The sequence below is a fragment of the Microcoleus sp. MON2_D5 genome, assembly GCF_036701905.1.
Lineage (GTDB): Bacteria > Cyanobacteriota > Cyanobacteriia > Cyanobacteriales > Microcoleaceae > Microcoleus.
The window spans coordinates 1-17,861 of the sequence record NZ_JAUBRM010000027.1 but is presented as its reverse complement, the minus strand read 5'-3'; the positions used below and the strand labels follow the sequence as shown (position 1 = coordinate 17,861).

Annotated in this window: 9 protein-coding genes; 2 read left to right on the top strand and 7 right to left on the bottom strand. The window is 47.4% G+C overall.

Annotated elements, in window-relative coordinates; translation table 11 throughout:
* Positions 1-88: 88 nt before the first annotated feature.
* Positions 89-1,069, bottom strand: coding sequence for an ABC transporter ATP-binding protein (locus QUA47_RS11935; RefSeq protein ID WP_333430892.1), 981 nt, complete (start codon positions 1,067-1,069; stop codon positions 89-91).
* Between the two features lie 110 nt (positions 1,070-1,179).
* Between QUA47_RS11935 and QUA47_RS11930 the strand changes: the two genes are divergently transcribed.
* On the top strand, positions 1,180-1,368 hold the full coding sequence (locus QUA47_RS11930) for a hypothetical protein (protein ID WP_190661348.1): 189 nt from the start codon (positions 1,180-1,182) through the stop codon (positions 1,366-1,368).
* Positions 1,369-1,457: 89 nt separating this feature from the next.
* Here the strand turns inward: QUA47_RS11930 and QUA47_RS11925 are convergent, their stop codons facing one another.
* Positions 1,458-2,387 (bottom strand): phosphoribulokinase, encoded by a 930-nt coding sequence (locus tag QUA47_RS11925; protein ID WP_333430931.1) that lies wholly within the window; start codon positions 2,385-2,387, stop codon positions 1,458-1,460.
* A 236-nt stretch (positions 2,388-2,623) separates the two neighbouring features.
* A complete protein-coding gene (locus QUA47_RS11920) occupies positions 2,624-4,267 on the bottom strand; it encodes a YcjF family protein (RefSeq protein WP_006632752.1) in 1,644 nt (547 codons plus the stop codon).
* A gap of 131 nt (positions 4,268-4,398) precedes the next feature.
* Here QUA47_RS11920 and QUA47_RS11915 point away from each other — a divergent pair, with 131 nt between their 5' ends.
* Complete coding sequence (locus tag QUA47_RS11915) at positions 4,399-5,604, top strand: RNA-guided endonuclease TnpB family protein (RefSeq protein ID WP_190661344.1); 1,206 nt, start codon at positions 4,399-4,401, stop codon at positions 5,602-5,604.
* 71 nt (positions 5,605-5,675) lie between these two features.
* Here QUA47_RS11915 and QUA47_RS11910 read toward each other — a convergent pair whose 3' ends face one another.
* From QUA47_RS11910 to QUA47_RS11895, 4 genes are all read right to left on the bottom strand, one after another.
* Positions 5,676-5,825: a hypothetical protein gene (locus QUA47_RS11910; RefSeq protein ID WP_333430891.1), complete on the bottom strand. Its 150-nt coding sequence runs from the start codon at positions 5,823-5,825 to the stop codon at positions 5,676-5,678.
* A gap of 277 nt (positions 5,826-6,102) precedes the next feature.
* The gene (locus QUA47_RS11905) at positions 6,103-7,236 is read right to left on the bottom strand and encodes a hybrid sensor histidine kinase/response regulator (protein WP_445302508.1); all 1,134 of its coding nucleotides are present in this window, start codon (positions 7,234-7,236) and stop codon (positions 6,103-6,105) included.
* A 57-nt stretch (positions 7,237-7,293) separates the two neighbouring features.
* Positions 7,294-8,370: a hybrid sensor histidine kinase/response regulator gene (locus tag QUA47_RS11900; protein ID WP_333430889.1), complete on the bottom strand. Its 1,077-nt coding sequence runs from the start codon at positions 8,368-8,370 to the stop codon at positions 7,294-7,296.
* A 3-nt stretch (positions 8,371-8,373) separates the two neighbouring features.
* Complete coding sequence (locus tag QUA47_RS11895; protein ID WP_445302506.1) at positions 8,374-16,617, bottom strand: PAS domain S-box protein; 8,244 nt, start codon at positions 16,615-16,617, stop codon at positions 8,374-8,376.
* Positions 16,618-17,861: the final 1,244 nt, after the last annotated feature.

The window sequence follows — 17,861 nt, the reverse complement described above, 5'->3', positions numbered from 1 at the left end:
GGAACGGGCATCTTGCCCGTTTTCTTATTAGTCAGGGCGGGCAAGATGCCCAATCCCTACTCCCCACAATCAACTTGATGTATAGACTTCAACTACTCGAATAAATCCCTCTTTCTTGCAGTTGCTGCATAAAAAACTCTTCCAAAGTAGGCTTAGCCAAATTCATCCCAATTAGCTGCCCTCCCGTACCGCTCAGACTAGAAAGAAACTCCTTCGGATCGCCCTGCAAATGACCGTACCACAAATCATTATCCACTTCCATATCCGGTATCCATTTTTTCAGGATATTCAAGTGGCCGCCCCTACCTTCAACCCGGTAAGTTTCAGTATTACCTAGGATTTCGTCGATCGCACCAATGCAGATTAATTCACCCTTTGCCAAAATAGCCACTCGATCGCAAATCTTCTCCACATCAGACAATATATGCGAATTAAAAAAAATTGTTTTTCCTTGATTTTTCAGCGATAAAATTATCTCCCGCATCTGATAGCGTCCCATCGGATCTAAACCCGACATCGGCTCATCCAAAAATACCACATCTGGATTGTTAATCAAAGCTTGAGCCATGCCGATCCGTTGCAGCATTCCCTTAGAATACTGGCGCAACTGTTTTTTAATTGCCGCGGATTTAGATAGCCCAACTAAGTCTAGCAAATTCGGAATTCGCTGTCGCTGAATTGAGGGGGGAATTTCAAACAAGCCCGCCGCAAATTGCAAGAATTCCCAGCCGGTGAGATAATCGTAAAAATAGGGATTTTCTGGCAAATAGCCGACTCGCTGCTTCACGGTGCGATCGCCCAAAGGCCTCCCCAACAGCAGTGCCCTGCCAGAAGTCGGCCGTACTATACCCAGCAAAGTTTTCAGCAGCGTAGTTTTCCCCGCTCCATTTTGCCCTAATAACCCGAAAGTTTCCCCCTCAGAGACAGTCAGAGTGCAATTTTTGAGCGATTCAATTTTTTCATTCATCCAGAAGCCGGTACGGTAGAACTTCCCCAGATTAAATGTTTCCACCACTGGGGTAGCTCCGGGCATCTCGGTGAAAGTTGGCGCATCTATAAGAGGTTCCATTTTTGTCAGAGAAATAACTAGCACCTGATTATATTCTATTGCATAACTTCAGTAATAATTGCTGTTTTTAATGTTAAACTAATATTAGCTGTACTTAAAATTGGCAGAATATGGATCGTTCAAAAATTATTGCTATTATCACTGGGGTGATTTCTATAATTTTAGCAGTTGCCTACCTGCTGCTCGTCACCCTCCTCGACTTCCGAGGCGAAATGGTGCCCGCACCTCAAAGTCAGTTGCCAGTCTCCATGCCAATTCAGCAATTAGGCACTGCCAACCCGACTTTGCGAGTACATTAGTTATTGGTTATTGGTTATTGGTTATTAATCATTGCAATAACAACTAACAATTAACAACCAAGAACTGCCAACTAACAACTAACAACTAACTAATACACATGAATTGCTTTCATCATGTGATATGCAACTAGCAACTGCGTCAAAGCGAGCGGGTAACTTTGCAAAACTTCGCCAGTTGTGCCGATCAGTTTGCCAATTTCCGGGTTGCCTTGGGCGGTGCAAAATCCCCGCAGGTGTGGCAACTCGCTGCACAAGAGCATTTCCAGTTCGTTTACTTGCTCGCTGGTAGCGTGGGAGTCTACTTCCAAAACGTCAACAGGTTTGCCCATATCCCGATCGAGTCCCAAGCGAATTGCAGGTTGAAAACTCTCGCTGCCTCGACCTAAAATTTCAGTAAAATCAGGGTGAGGAATTGTCGGTCTGAGCACTAAACGGACGCTCAAATCCGATTGATTGTCCGCTTCTGCCGGGTAAAAACTAACTACAACGTCGGCCGATTTGCGCTGAGGGCGAATGAAGTCTTCAGAGTCCGGTTCCCGTTTTTTTATTTCTGCAAGCACCTGTTCTTCAGTATAGCCGCGCTTCATAATATCGCGCTTAACTTTCCACTGAGTTCGCAACTCTTCGGGAGGAGCAAGATACACTTTTACGTCGTAAGAATCGCGGATTGTTCGAGTTGCGTAACCCAGCAAACCTTCAACTATGACAAATTTGCTCGGCTTGATGTATTCCGGTGGGTCGAATGTACCTGTCGTGTGGTTGTAGATGGGTTTGAGAATTGCTTGTCCGGTACGAAGCAGGCTGAGGTGCTGCTGCATGATGTCGAGGTAATTGCAGTCGGGATGCAATGCTGTGATTCCGATTTCGGCCCGCTGCTTTCTGTCGTAGCGGTGATAGTCGTCAGTGCAAATCACCGTGACATTTTCTGGCCCCAATACTTGGGCAATTCCCCGCGTGAGGGTGGTTTTGCCCGCTGCGCTATCTCCGACAATACCGAGAATAATTGGTCGATCGCTCATTGTTTTTACCCGGACGCACAATAGCAAATTTTGTTGTGAATCTTCAATTTTATCAAAATTGTGTTCCATCCGATCGCTCGGGTTGACTTGATCCCCCCCGGAGTCTCTCCCATGTGTAAAATTTTTGTAAAACTTCTTAATAAAATTCAACAAAGCATACTCAGGGAACATCTCATTGAACGATCGTAATTACCCAATTCTCAATTCCCTGTTTGCCCAATTCCCTGTTTGGCCCATTACCACTCATCCTTTCGTTTGTTGCTGTGGGTTTCCCAATCGTCGTCTTGCGGCCGCTGATACAATGCTTCTGGTTCTATTTCTGATTCCAATTCGGCGGACATTTCTAATTCTGGTTCCGATTCTTGCTGATAAATATTCAGAGGTTCGACAACGCGGGCGATCGCATCTTTGACAAATGCTTTGACAAACTCGTCTTTCCTATTTAACTGAAACTGCCTTTGCACGACTTCGGCGATGCCGCCATCGCCCCAATCTTGGTCATGGCGGAAATATTCAATAAAACTTTTACCAGCAATTCTAGTTAAATAAGCGGCACTGACGGCTTGAATTGCTTTGCCAAGTACAAACCCGGCTACGCTTAGCTGCAACGCCCTTGACACTACTTGAATTACACCTTCAACTATTCCCAAACTTGCTAGGGTTTTTGCTAGAGACAATGCCAATTCTTTCGCGCGATCGATATTTAATTCGCAGCCGTAAATCTTGGCAATTTCTACTACCATTTGAGCGTTAACTGCTGCTGTCGCTAACAAATCCACAACTGGCAAAGGCGTTACGGCAATTACTCCGGCTCCGATCCACTGAAATCGCTCTACTGCCTTATCAGCTTGCCGCCTTCTTTGAGCATCAATTAACTTGCGCGCTTGGTCTCCCAAGTGCTGAGATTGCAGCAAAATATTGTCCGCAATTAAGTCTTCGCCTTCAGCTCGCAAAATCGCAGCGACGCGCCGAATTAATGGCATAATATCCGGGTCTGGCTGAAAAATTGTGCCGTCTTCTAGTACAACTTTTTGCGGATTGGCGCTAATGGCTACTACATCCATTGCTGATACAAAACCTTTGACTCGCTGCCGCAGTCGATCGAGAATTTCATCTCTGTCGGTGTCGGGATAAAGGTCAACTTTATTAAAAACCACGATCGACCTTTTGCCAATTTCCGCCAAAGTCCGCAGCGGTTCGTACTCAGATTTTCGCAAATCGCCGTCCAAAACAAATAAGATCAAATCTGCCCTCGCCGCCAACTGCCTCGCCAATTCCTCTCTGTAAGTTCCCGCAACTCCCGCTTCCAAGATGCCTGGGGTATCAGTAATTGCTAATTCTCGATCGATTCCTTTCAATTTCAGAGTGTAAGTTTCCCCAACTTCGGTAGTTCCCATCGGCGCGCCCACCTGTCCCGCCATCCGCCCCACCAGCGCATTCACAGCGGAAGTTTTGCCCGCAGAACCGGTGCCGAAAACAACTACTCGAACGCTGCCCCTAGCCATGCTAGCTTCAATTTCGCGGGCTCTCAACAGCAAAGCTTGCCGCGCTACTTCATCTTGAATGCGATCGACTTGTTGCCTGATTGCTTTGAGATTTTCCGAAGCAGCTTCACTTTTGACAACAGGAACCTTCGGAGTAATCGGCCGTTTTCCCTTAACTTTCTGAGGGCGTTGCAGCAGCCTAAAATAGTAAACCAGCGCAAAAATTAGGGTTCCCAAAAGTACAATTATCAGGAAAATCAGCAAATTAGCCAGCAGCGGAGAAGCAGACCACGCAACTTGACTGTAAAGCCCTGTTAAGGAACTCACCAGCCCAATAATCAGCCCCAGGGCGAGGCAGAAAGCAGCAATTAAGGTTAACAGGCGCGGCAAAGGCATGAGGGGAGTGGCAAATAAAAGGGTTATGCTTTGATTTTTACATTACCAAAAATAATGGGTTTAAAGCCCCGCCCTTCTAGGACGGCTTTCTTTAACGGTGGTATACTTACGCTAGTTATGTCAGCGTAAGTATGCTTGTTTTTGAGGCAAAACTAGAGGGACTTGCACAGCAGTACGAGCGGCTCGATGAAGCCATTCGTACTGCTCGCTTTGTCCGCAATAGCTGCCTTAGATACTGGTTGGACAACTTGGGGATTGGCAAGTACGAGTTGAGCGCCTATTGCGCTGTTCTCGCCAAAAAGTTCCCGTTCGCTGGCAAACTTAACTCCCAAGCTCGACAAGCTTCGGCTTCGCGGGCTTGGAGTTCTATCGCTCGGTTTTATGACAACTGCAAAAAAAGCAAGCCAGGGAAGAAAGGCTTCCCACGCTTTAAGAAGCATCAAACACATGGCTCTGTTGAATATAAAACAACGGGCTGGAAGTTGTCGTTCGATAGACGAACTATCACCTTCACTGATGGGTTTGAAGCAGGAAGCTTCAAGATGTGGGGAACTCGTGACCTTCACTTCTACCAGTTGAAGCAGATTAAGCGAGTGCGTGTTGTTCGTAGAGCTGATGGGTACTACGTTCAGTTTTGCCTTGACCAAGAACGGGTAGAGAAGAGACAGCCAACGGGTAAGACCCTGGGACTGGATGTTGGATTGACTCACTTCTACACCGATTCGGACGGTCAGACAATCGAGAACCCCCGTCATCTGAGAAAGTCCGAGAAAGCGATAAAGCGTCTTAGTCGTAAACTTTCTCGCACGACCAAAGGGTCGAAAAACAGAGTCAAAGCGAGAAATCGCCTGAGTCGAAAGCACCTCAAGGTAAGTAGGCAGCGTAAAGATTTTGCCGTGAAGTTAGCAAGATGCGTCATCCAGTCTAACGACTTGGTTGCCTATGAGGACTTGCAGGTGCGTAACATGGTTAGAAACAGACAACTGTCAAAGTCTATATCTGATGCTGCGTGGTCGGCTTTCCGTCAATGGTTAGAATATTTTGGCAAGGTGTTTGGTGTGGTAACGGTTGCCGTACCACCGCACTACACTTCTCAAAACTGTTCCAACTGTGGGGAAGTCATCAAGAAGTCTTTGAGTCAAAGAACACATCGCTGTCACCATTGTGGTTTTGTAATAGACCGAGACTGGAATGCAGCAATTAACATACTTGAGTTAGCACTCCGTACCGTGGGGCACACGGGAACGTTAAACGCCTCTGAAGACATCGACCTCTGCATTGGTGAGGCAACTCCTCAATGTAAGTCGAGTCGTGGAAAGAGGAAGCCCAAGAAGTGATTCTTGGAATCCTGCGGTACGGCCGGGGAGGATGTCAAGCCGATAGTCATCAGTCATTGCTAATCTAAAATCTAAAATCTAAAATGGCGAAGCGCCCGATCGTACTGCGCGAACCCGCAAATCCCGATTCTGTCGCACTGCGGGCGCGATTTGCGGGGTTTTAGCGGTAGCGGGTGCAGATAAAGTGCGATCGCGCCGGAGTCTCCAATTGTAGCTTGCACGAGAACTCAGTAAGTCGGTGGGAAAATTCGCCACCAGTATGTAACAAAAGATGAAGTAGGGTGATTCGAGTTAAATTTAATGGGTTGTGTAGGGTTGTGTACGGTTTTTTCTTTAGCTTCTATTCCATGAATTAGCGCAGAAGCAAGCTCTAATTCGGAGTCAAATATTTATCCTGCTAGTTCATCTTTTTTTATCTGTTGCCGCTCCGATACAAAGCAAATTTATTCCTTCTCATTCTCCATAACGATGCCACCAGACTTGATAGAAAAACTCATGCTAATTGCCGACAATCGGCAGAGTGAGATGTACCGTTGTTTCCTTTTGATAGATACTGGTAATTGAGAACTCTCCTCCTGCCAGTTCGACTATTTTCTGGACAATTTTTAAGCCGATACCAGTACCCTGTTGCTCATACTTCTTGCGCTCAAACTGCATGAAGGCACCAATTTTAGCAATTTGCTCTTCTGTCATGCCCTGCCCCGAGTCTTGTACAGATAAATGCAGCATCTCCCCTACGACTTGACTGCTAACTTTAATGGTTGTCTCTGGTGCGGAGAATTTCAGTGCATTATCAATTAATTCACGGAGCATCGTTGATAGATATCGCTCTGATAGAGCAATCTCCGCTTCCTCAAGACTGAACAACAGATCGTTGCTACGGTTGACCTTCTGAGCCTGATATTTCAACTCGGCTTCAATGGCGGAAGCTGAAAATTCAGTCCGCGCAGATTCGATCTTGTGCTGTTGACTTGCCGATAGTTCTAATCCTAAATAAATCAGGAATTTTTTCGTTAATGTTTCTAGGCGACGGGCCGAGTTATATGCCCAGCCTAAGAGCTCACGGATTTCGGCGATCTCAATGTCTCCGATCTCGTCCTTGAGCCACCCGATCGTGCCTAAGATGCCATTGAGGGGCGTATTCAGTTCGTGGGATAGAGTAGAAGCTAAGTTGCCACGCAGCTCATTGAGGGTGCTGTCCAAGAGATTGATGGTATTTTCTTGGATGTGGTATAAGTTCTGGATATTATCATACTGTTGCTTGATTCTGAGCATTGAATGCACGCGAGCACGCAGTTCAATAGCATTTACAGGTTTACTGATGAAGTCGTCGGCTCCGGCAGTTAGACAGTTGGCAAGGTCTGATTTTGAGCTTAATGCTGTCACCATAATGATGGGAACGGCTTGCCATTTTGACATGGCTTTGATTTGCCGACAAATCTCGATGCCGTCTATTCCCGGCATCATCACATCCAGCAAAATAAGATCCGGATCAAATAGGTCGAGGGATGCGATCGCCTCTTGCCCGCTGGCAGCGTAATGCAATTGATAATCCTGCTCTGATAACAGGGTTTCAATTACATCAAAGTTATCCGGCTCATCATCAACAATTAAGAGAGAGAATTGAGACATAATTGCCACCCTTTCAATAATGGAAAATTTTTTATTAGTTGATGTGATAGCCATCAGCTAGGCGGCCAAACTGATTTCAAAAATGGCTCCTTGTGGTTGATTACTTCTTACAGAAATGTCACCCCCATGTGCCTCAACGACCATTTTGCAGAAAGCTAAACCCAACCCTATTTGAGAGACATCCGACATCAGATTTCCAATCTCGTATTTCTCAAAAATCTTGTGTCGCAATGTATCAGGAACACCAGGCCCAGAGTCTATAACCTGGATTTTGGCGTTGCCCGATCTGGGGAATTCTACATTCACTATGATTTGACTATTGCGTGGGGAAAACTTAATGGCATTCGAGAGGAGATTATCCAGCGTTCGATGTATCATGGTGGCATCAAGCGAGACTTTCCTACTGGTTTCTTCGGGTAATTGAGCGACCAGCGACTGATTTTTTTTAGCAGCGATAGCTTCAAAGCTTGATATGGCAGAGTTGACGAGTTCGGACAGATTAACCTCTGTGTAATTGAGACGAGTTTTACCGGATTCTAGTAAAGCAATTTGCAATAAATCATCAATTAATAGCTGTATTGCTTGTGCTGAAGAGTAAAGTCGAGCCAGTTGGGTTTGTAGTTTTTCTCTAGGATACTCTATGGTTTTTAGGACTTCCAAGCCAAGCAAGATACCAGCCAGGGGATTGCGTAAATCGTGGACTACCATTTTAACCATGTCTTCCCGCAATTTGAGTAAGCTTTGCAGGTCGTCATACTGGTGCTTAATTCGCAACATGGAGTGAACTCGGGCACGCAGTTCAATAGCATTTACAGGTTTACTAATGAAGTCGTCAGCACCGACAGTGAGACAATAGGCAAGGTCTGATTTTGAGTTTAATGCTGTCACCATAATGATGGGAACGGCTTGCCATTTTGACATGGCTTTGATTTGGCGACAAACTTCGATGCCATCTATTCCTGGCATCATCACATCCAGCAAAATAAGATCCGGATCAAATATGTCGAGGGATGCGATCGCCTCTTGCCCGCTGGCAGCGTAATGCAATTGATAGTCTTGCTCGCTCAAGAGGGTTTCAATTACATCAAAATTATTGGGATCGTCGTCAATGATTAAAACGGATGGTCTGTTCACGGGTTATCTTTGCTTAGAAGCTAAAAGTTGTTGAATAGTGCTTGCCAATTGCTTCAGCTTGACGGGTTTGGTGAGGTAATCATTGGCTCCGGCGGCAAGGCAACGATCGCGATCGCCCGTCATGGCTAAGGCAGTTAGGGCAACGATCGGCATATCAACTAAGTTTGGATCGCTGCGAATACGCTGCATAGCTTCTAGACCATCCATACCAGGCATTTGAATATCCATCAAAATTAGATTGGGGTTTTCAGACTTTGCCAGGGCGATCGCCTCTTCTCCATTCTTAGCCAAGAGAATGCGATAGCCTTTAGCTCTCAGGTAGCTCGAAATCGTAGTGATATTAGCTTCGTTGTCTTCTGCCAGCAAGATTAAGGGAGAGCCTCCCTGTTCGGGCTGGCTGGGTTCGATGCGGGACTCTGTTTGGGATTCCACATCAACAGAGGAGGGCGCACAACCAGTGCAGGGAAGGTCGATCGTGAAGCAACTTCCTACACCCACTGTGCTGCTGAGCCCCACCTGCCCGCCGTGGAGTTCGACAATGCGTTTCACCAGGGCAAGCCCCAAGCCAGTGCCTGTATATTGACGATTCAGCGCGCCATCGATTTGGATAAAGGGCTGAAACAGTTTGTTGATATGTTCTGGGGCAATACCAATACCTGTATCGATGACGGCAATTCGCAGGGTCTCTTTGACCAAAAAATGGGGTGGGGAATCGGCAGAGTCTGGGTCGGCAGGGCGCTGTTGACGGCTGACTTCTAGGGTGATGCGTCCTCCATTAGGAGTGAATTTGACAGCGTTATTGAGCAGGTTGATCAAGACTTGGCGCATCCGCCGTTCATCAATCAATAAGTCGGGCAGAGTGAGTGGCATTTGAATCTCTAGCTGGATGCGTTTTTGCAGGGCTTGTTGTTTGATAAAGGCCAGACTGGATTGACAGAGATGATTGATTGAAACTGGGGTGCAATCGAGTTCCATTTGGCCCGATTCAATTTTGGCGACATCCAAAATGTCGTTGATTAACTCTAGTAAGTGAGAGCTACTGCGCTCGATGGTTTGTAAAGCTTTGATTTGTTGTTCGTTGACGGTGCCAAAGACTTGCTCTTGTAGCCCCTCGCTCATGCCCAGAATGGCGTTAAGGGGGGTGCGGAGTTCGTGGCTCATGTTGGCAAGGAATTCGTCTTTGAGACGGGTAGCACGGGCGAGTTCTTCGTTAGAGGCTCCTAGTTGTTGGTTGCGCTCGGTGAGTTGCTGCTGGGCTTGTTGTCGTTCGGTGAGTTCTTGCTGCAACTGCTTAAATAGGCTAGCTTGTTGAATTGCGATCGCCAACTGGTTGGCAATTTGTTGCAGGAGTTGCGCTTCAGACTCTTGCCATACTCGTTGTTCTCGACAGGCATGGACGACTAAAACCCCCCACAGCTTCTTGGTTTGCCCCGGGGCAACCCATCTATGGCTTTCGCTGGTTCGGACTTCTTGCAGGATAGGTGCAACGATTTTGGACTGGACTTGACCAACCCTTACGTATTCCACCAAGCAATCAGTCCAGATATCGGTCATTACATCGGGGACGATGCGGGGCTTGCCCTGCCAGTACCGGTTTAGGATTTCTTGCGACCACCGTTCGTCCTCCCAGTGAAGGTCTTTGAGCGCAGGGAACTCGCTAGACACAGCTTCTTCAACAATTTGACTTCTGCCATCCCCAAATAGCCGGAACACGATGATCCGATCGCCTTGCAAGATTTCTTTGACTTGCTGTGTCACAGCCGCCAAAATTTGGTTAATATCTAACGATTCGCGAATTTGCTGGGCGATCGCTCCCAAAGTTCGCTGCCGTTGCAGTTGTAAAGCGATCGCATTTTCTGTTTGCTTGCGGATAGCCAGTTCCGATTGTACCTGTTCGTAGAGGTAAGATTGCTGAATTGCGATCGCTAATTGGTTAGCAATTTGTTTAAGTAAATTGATTTCCCAGTCTTGCCATTGGCGCGGACGATCGCATTGATGAACAATCAGCAACCCCCAGAGGGTTTGATTCTGAATAATTGGAACTACGAGTTTGGCTCTGACCTCGATGTCTGCGAGGAATTCAACCAAGCAGGGTAAGATTGACTCGTTTTCATCTTCGCTATCGTTGAGGGCATAAACTCTTCCTTGGATATAGCGCTCGTAGGTGTCTTCGGGGAAAACCTCTTCTGGGAAGAGGATATCCAGGAGCTTAAGCCTATTTGGCGAAACAGATTCAGCAATGGCAGCCCCCGTCCCTTCAGGAAAAACCCGATAAACCAGCGTTCGGTCTGATTGCAAGAGCTGATGGATTTCCTCAACAGTGCTATTGAGAATCTCGTCCAGATTCAGAGACGATCGCATCCGTTTAGTAATCGCTCCCAGCAAACGTTCCTGTTTTGCTTGTTGTTGCAATCTCTGTTCGGCTTCTTTGCGATCGGTGATATCCTGAAACGTGCCTACCAGACCAATAACATTATCTGAGCAGTCTCGCAGGGGAGCCTTGTGGGTTTCGATAAATATTAGTTGACCATTGGGTAGAGTTAGCGTTTCTTCGATCCCTAATATAGCTTCACCCGTTTCCATTAACCGCCGATCCATCGCACAATACTCGTTCGCCTCGACTTCTTCCTGGCAAATATCTAAGTCTTTTTTACCTATACTTTCGATCGTAGATGGCAAGCCTAGAGTTTTGGCAAACTGCTGATTGCATCCTAAAAAAACCGACTCTCGATTCTTCCAAAACACGGCGAGCGGGATGGTATCGAGTACCGTTTGCAGAAACTGCTGAGATTCCTGCAAAGCCTTCTGGGCCTGTTTGCGCTCGGTGATGTCTACTAATACACAAATACTTTGATCGTCTGAGCCGGGGAGGAGTGCGGCTCCGATCAGCACAGAAATCCGGCTGCCATCCTTACGGTAGTATTCCTTTTCCCAGGAATCGATCGCGCCATCCTGCATCAGGCGCTCCATCACTACAACATCAGCGTGGGCATATTCGGGGGGGGTCATGGCATCCCAATGAATTAGCCCCGCATCTAGTTCCTCCCGAGTGTAGCCAACCATCTGTAAGAAGCGATCGTTGGCATCGATAATGTTCCCCTGAAAATCGGCAAACATCATGCCGCTCACACTGGACTCAAACACCCGGCGGAAGCGAATTTCACTGCTTTCTCTTGCGAGTTCAGCTTCTTTGCGATCGCTGATATCCGATAAAATTCCCTGAATGCTAATCAATTCCCCTTCAGCATTTATAACGGGTGTGGCGCTGCTTCTCACCCAGACATAATTGCCATCTCGGTGGCGGTGTCGGAACTCATAATCACTTGACTTTTTACCAAGTGTCATATTCTCCCGATAATCAGTAACCACCAAAGAGCGATCGTCTGGATGCACCAGATATATAAACGACTTACCAATCCATGCACTCTCGTCCCAGCCAAACATGGTCTTGAATTGCGGTGACACATAAGTGAGTATGCCATCGGGTTCACATGACCAGATCAAATCATTAGCCCCTTCTACCAGCCGCCGGAATTTAGCTTCACTCTCTGCTAATTCGGCTTCGATCTGTTTGCGATCGCTGATATCGCGGCATACACAAATCAATAATCCATCGTCTGTGAGGGTGAGGGACAGCCCTTCGGCAAAGGTAGAGCCATCTTTACGCATGGCGATCGCCTCTCCCTCCCAAGCGCGATCGCGCCCCAGCACCGGAAAGACTTCCCGCTCAAACCGTTCTAACTCCTCTGGGGAATACAAAAGTTTCCAAGATTTGCCCAAAATTTCTTCAGGGCGTTCGTAGCCAAACAATTCTAGATGGGCTTGATTCAAATAGAGGTAGGTATCTCCTTGGATAATGGCAATGCCGTCGATCGCTGCCTCAATTGCCGCCAGTTGTATTTTTAGGGTTTCTTCGGTTTGTTTGACATCGCTAATATCGGCAAAATAGCCGATAATCTCGATTGGGCGACCTTCTTCATCTCGCACCACGCGCAGCTCATCCCGTAGCCAAACGTAGTGACCATCGCGATGCAAAAATCGATATTCATGCTGATGAGTATTGTACTCAAAGAGAGTGGATAGATCTGCAAAAACTCTAGGGGCATCTTCTGGGTGAAGATGGTTAGCCCAGAAGCCAGATTCCGATAAAAATTCTTCTGGCTTGTAGCCCAAAATAGCTGACATATTTTTGCTCATGAAGGTTAATTCATAGTCGCCATAGGGCTTACAGCTATAGATCATGGCGGGACTGGATGCCAGAAGAAATTCGAGGCGTTCTTTCAACAGGCGATTTTCTCGCTCTGTCTGTTGGCGATGGGTGATGTCTTGGATCAGGGCCAGCGAATAGAGATGTCCATCATCACCCGATAGGATAGAGGTGGAAATGGAGATAGTGCGCCGCTGTCCATCTTGACGCTGGATTTCCCTTTCCACAGCGATCGGCTGCATCTGTCTGCAGTTGGCGATCGCCTGTTCTCGATCTTCTTGATTCGGGTACAAGGTTTGATACCACCCCAGACGGTTAATTTCTTCTAAGGTGTAACCCGTAATCGTTTGCATTTGCTGATTCCAGACTGTGAAGCGGACAAAGGGAAACTCCTCAACTTGATGGAAAACGCACAGCCCTTCTGCCATGTTTTCTACAATTTGTTGACGGAAAGTATTTTCCTGCCGAAGCGTTGCTTCGGCCAACTTGCGATCGGTAATGTCGAAGCCAATGGCTAGATACTGAAAAGGTCGCCCTTGTTCGTCCAAAAAGGGAACGATGGTGGTGGCCACCCAGTACAGGCTACCGTTTTTTGCCAGATTGCAAATTTCACCGCGCCAAATCTGACTGCTGTTAATGGTGCGCCACAAGTCTTGGAAAAAAGCAGGGGGATGATAGCCAGAGTTGACAATGCGATGGGTTTGTCCGATCAGCCGATCGCGGGAGTAGCCAGAGACTACACAGAAGCGATCGTTGACGTAGGATATTACCCCTTCGCGATCGGTGATGACCACAAGGGCAGACTGATCCAAGGCCTGTTTAAAGGCTGATAATTCTTGAATTAACTGCTGTCGTTGGAGTTCAGCCTGTTTGCGTCTGCTAATATCAAAGTTGATCCCAATCATGCTCTGGGGATGGCCTTGGGCATCTCGTACCACCACTCCATTGGCTTTAATAAAGTGGATGATGCCATCGGGATGCACCACTCGAAACTCGATATCGTATTCTGCCTGTCCTAAGACGGCTTGCTGGAGCAATGTTTCGGTGGCAGTGCGGTCTTCGGGATGTAGGCGGTTTGCCCAAATGTGGTAAGGCAGAGAGGAATCAGATTCTTTTGTGACACCGTACAGTTCGTACATCCGCTCATCCCAAAAGACGGTGTTCTGTGCAAGATCGAAGTCCCAACAGCCGATCGCCCCTGATTTGAGAGACAAAGCGAGGCGATCCGATACTTTCTTTAGTTCCGCTTCTGCACGTTTGCGATCGCTAATATCTTTGGCGATGCCTAAAAAGCCGATAATTTGCTGATTGATATCCTTGAGGGCGGTGATGGATAGCGACACCGGAAATCGAGAACCATCTTTGCGGATATAGCTCCACTCTTCTTCGCTGACCAAGCCTTGGCGTGCTTTGGCAACAAAAACCTCAAAGCCGGGGGAAATATTTTGCCCTAGTTCGGCAGAGAGTGATGCTGCGCGGTCAATAACCTCATTTGCATCGTGGATGAGTGCGGGGGTGGCTTGGCCAATGATTTCTTGAGCACTGTAACCCAGCATCCTTTCGCCTGCGGCATTCAAGGTCTGGATGATGCCAGTTGGGTCAGTGGAGAGGATCGAGTAATCAGCACAATCGAGGATGGCGCGTTGCAGGCTGTTGACTTGCCAAAACTCTTGGGTGCGTTCTGCGACTTTGGTTTCTAGCTGTTGGTTGAGTTGCTGGAGTTTTTGTTCGGCTTGTTTGCGATCGCTAATGTCTGTAGTAGTTCCTACATACCCGACAACTTGCCCGTCTGCATCCAGTTCGGGAACGGACTGCCCATATACCCAAACCACACCACCGTCGGGATGTTGAAAGCGATATTCGAGTTGGAAAGAGCCCTTTTCTTGGAGAGATTGCTCCCATTCGGCGATGACCCAATCGCGATCGTCGGGGTGTAGCCCTTGTTGCCATCCTTCCCCGATGGCGGTTGTTGGGGTGAGTCCGCTGATCAGACACCACCAATCGTTAACATAGATGCACTTGCCCACAGCATCGGCGCGGAAAATCCCCACTGGTACGGCTTCCACTAGGCTGACGTAGCGTTCTTCGCTTTCTTGCAGGAAGGCTTCTGTTCGTTTGCGATCGCTAATGTCGGTAATGGTGCCTATATAGCCGCTCCGATGTCCATTGGCATCGAGTTCGGCGACGCACTGCCCATAAACCCACGTTACCGTACCGTCGGGACATTGAAAGCGATATTCGAGTTCAAAAGAGCGGTTACCTTGAGTGAATTGCTTCCATTCGGCCATGACCCAATCGCGATCGTCGGGGTGCACTCCTTGTTGCCATCCGTGTCCGATAGTGGCTCCTGGTGTGAGTCCGCTGATCTGAAAGTAGCGATCGTTGACATAGGTGCATAGCCCCTCCGCATCGGTGCGAAAAATCCCCACCGGAGCAGCAGCGGCAAGGGCGGCGTAGCGTTGTTCGCTCTCGATCAGGGTGGCTTCGATCCGCTGTCGCTTTATCAGTTCATTCTGCAATTTTTGCTGGATCGTGGATTGCCCAAGGGCGATCGCCACCTGTAGACAAACTTGTCGCAGGAGTTCGATCTCGTCAGTCGTCCAAGAGTGTGCAGTGGCTCGATAACTGGCGATCATTAATCCGCGCAGTTGTTGCTCAATCACGATGGGCACCATCAGCTTGGCGCGAATATCAAACCGCACTAACATTTCCTGATGGCACTGGGTCATTTCTGCGCCGTAGATGTCGTTGATGATGCGAATTGTGCCCTGGCGATAGGGTTCAAGCCATTCTGGGCTCATGCAAGGATCGCGGGCTTCTGTATGGAGCACCGATCGCGCAGTGTCGGTAATCGCTTCCGCAATCACGGTGCCGCTAAAGTCAGGCCGAAACTCGTAAATGATGACGCGATCGCACCCCAGAAGCGAGTGAATTTCCTGCACCGTAGTCTGCAGAATATCTGACAAATTCAGGGACGAGCGGATCTGCTCGGCAATGGTATTGAGAAGTTGCTCTCGATCGGCCTTTGCTTTGAGGGCGGCTGTCCGAGCTTCCACCTGCTGCTCGAGCTCAAGGTTGCGATTTGCCAGCAGCGCCACCTTTTCCGCCTCTAGGCGCACCACCTTCTCTTCCCACTTCTGGATTAGTTTGTATAGCTCCAGCGGGTTGAGGGCTTGCAGCAAACTGCTCTGGGTGACGATGCCTAATAGTTCTCCTAGCTCCCCTGTCACCGCCAACTGACGGATCGATCGCTGCTCCACGATCTCCTGCACAGTCCAGAGCGAATCGTCGGGTCTAACGGCAAAAATCGGCGTACTCATTACCGCCTGAGCTAGACAGGTTTCCAGGTGCAAGCCCAATGTCTGAAATTGCACAATATCCCGCTCGGTAAGAATCCCCACTGGAATTTGTAGCGGTTCAGTAGAGATTCCGCCTGGGCGCACGATCATCACGGAACTGACGCGATGCTCTGCCATAAGTTGGGCGATCGCCAGTAGCGAAGAATCTGGCGCAGCACAAATCACTTCGCGGGTCATCACTTCTGCTACCATACGCAACCGCAGCAGGTCGATCGGTCGAGAGGTTTGGCGCAGACTTTCGTGAGTCACTAGGCCCACTAGGCGATCGAGCTCGTCCAGGATGGGCAAATGGCGAATTTGGTGCTGCTGGAGCAGATTAATCGCAAAAAATAAATCGGTGAAGGCGGACTCGCGGAGGGTGACGACGGGATGTGCCATCACCTCCCGGAGCGCCACATTCTCCAAGGAACGCTGTTGGGCACTCAGCCGCACCACGTCTCGCTCGGTCAGTACGCCGACCAATTGCTCGTTTTCCACTACCAACACGCAACTCGATCGCGCCTCTAGGTGGAGGTCGTCGAGTTGACCGTCGGCCGTTCTAGCAGTGTTGCAGAGCGATCGCACGCCGCTCATTTGGGCGATCGCATCCATCACCGTCGTATCGGGCGAAACCACCAAGGGTTCCCGGACGATCGCAGTCCTGAGTTCTATTGGAGTGAGAGCCGTAGTACGCATGAACATGAGTTTATAGGGTTTTATTGCTGATTATTTTTTTAAACACTTCGCCTTAAACACATGAGCTGATAGCGTAGCTTGGCGTCAGCCATAGTAACGAGAATAGTTACTTAGCTGCACGACATTCTCTAAATATTATATTTACTTACAGTTCGCTTTTGCATGAAATGAGTTAGGGAAATTCGGCGACTCTAAAATAACGATTTCTTATCAATTTCATGAGATAATAAAAATCTAAAGTAACGCTCTTTCATCTATTTCATGAGATAATAAAAACCCAAAGTAACGCTCTTTCATTACTTTCCTGAAATAATAAAAAAAGAAAGTGCCGTAAACCCTTTACGACTATGTTGAAGCTCGGAGAACTCGGCGTAAAGATAAAATTTGTTGACGATTGACGATTACGGTGAATTATACAGAGCATACAGAACACTATTCCCCGAAGTGAGAAATTGTGAGGCGTTTAATTACTTTCATGTGGGATTTTTCTGATAGGAAGCGTAAAACACTACCAGCAATATCTCGTGTAGTGGGATTAAGCAATCAACAAAAACTCTGGGATTTTCTCAGCGAATTACTTGAAAATTAGAAGGCTTGAGAGAGCTAGATTAAACCTTATTCTACAAGAACTACCAGCATAATAATTTTTTATAATTATTGTTGATAAAGTAGGAGATTTAAAAAAAGGGAATATAACCGATTCTCTAAAACGAGGTCAACACCCAAATATAGTTTTAATAAGTAGGCGTTAGAAAATAAAACTCTGTTAAAGATATAAGTGACTACAGAGAATGTTTCTACTGAGTAAACTAAATATATGGGGGCTATATTAAGGGTATTTTTGACTCAAAAGCAAGACACAAATCTCTGAGAATTGAGAACGGCGGATGGAACACAAAAACTTAAGTACGCCCGCCCTTTTAGTTAGATTAAATGCACATGGCTGGTACGTTGGAAAAATAGCTGCTCCGGATTAATTGGACTCCACAAACAGGGAAATAGGTTTTACCTAAATGGCACAAACTATGAACGAAAAAGGTTGGGTAATTTCGTGACCGCTTTTTAAAACAGAAGTTAAAAGAAGAAGACATAGAGTTTTTATAATAAAACCTCAAAAAAAGCTCCCAACATACAACAGGATTATATTAGAAATTACAAAAAGAGCGTTCTATTCCAATACGGTTCAGTTAAGGCTCAAATAGTGGTAAATTAGGTATGGTGTCCAAAAATGGAGAGCAAGTAAGGTGCAT

Coding starts and splice junctions, on each gene's coding strand:
- QUA47_RS11930 (WP_190661348.1), top strand. CDS start 1,180: ATGGATCGTTCAAAAATTATTGCTATTATCACTGGGGTGATTTCTATA.
- QUA47_RS11895 (WP_445302506.1), bottom strand. CDS start 16,617: ATGTTCATGCGTACTACGGCTCTCACTCCAATAGAACTCAGGACTGCG.
- QUA47_RS11915 (WP_190661344.1), top strand. CDS start 4,399: ATGCTTGTTTTTGAGGCAAAACTAGAGGGACTTGCACAGCAGTACGAG.
- QUA47_RS11925 (WP_333430931.1), bottom strand. CDS start 2,387: ATGAGCGATCGACCAATTATTCTCGGTATTGTCGGAGATAGCGCAGCG.
- QUA47_RS11920 (WP_006632752.1), bottom strand. CDS start 4,267: ATGCCTTTGCCGCGCCTGTTAACCTTAATTGCTGCTTTCTGCCTCGCC.
- QUA47_RS11905 (WP_445302508.1), bottom strand. CDS start 7,236: ATGTCTCAATTCTCTCTCTTAATTGTTGATGATGAGCCGGATAACTTT.
- QUA47_RS11935 (WP_333430892.1), bottom strand. CDS start 1,069: ATGGAACCTCTTATAGATGCGCCAACTTTCACCGAGATGCCCGGAGCT.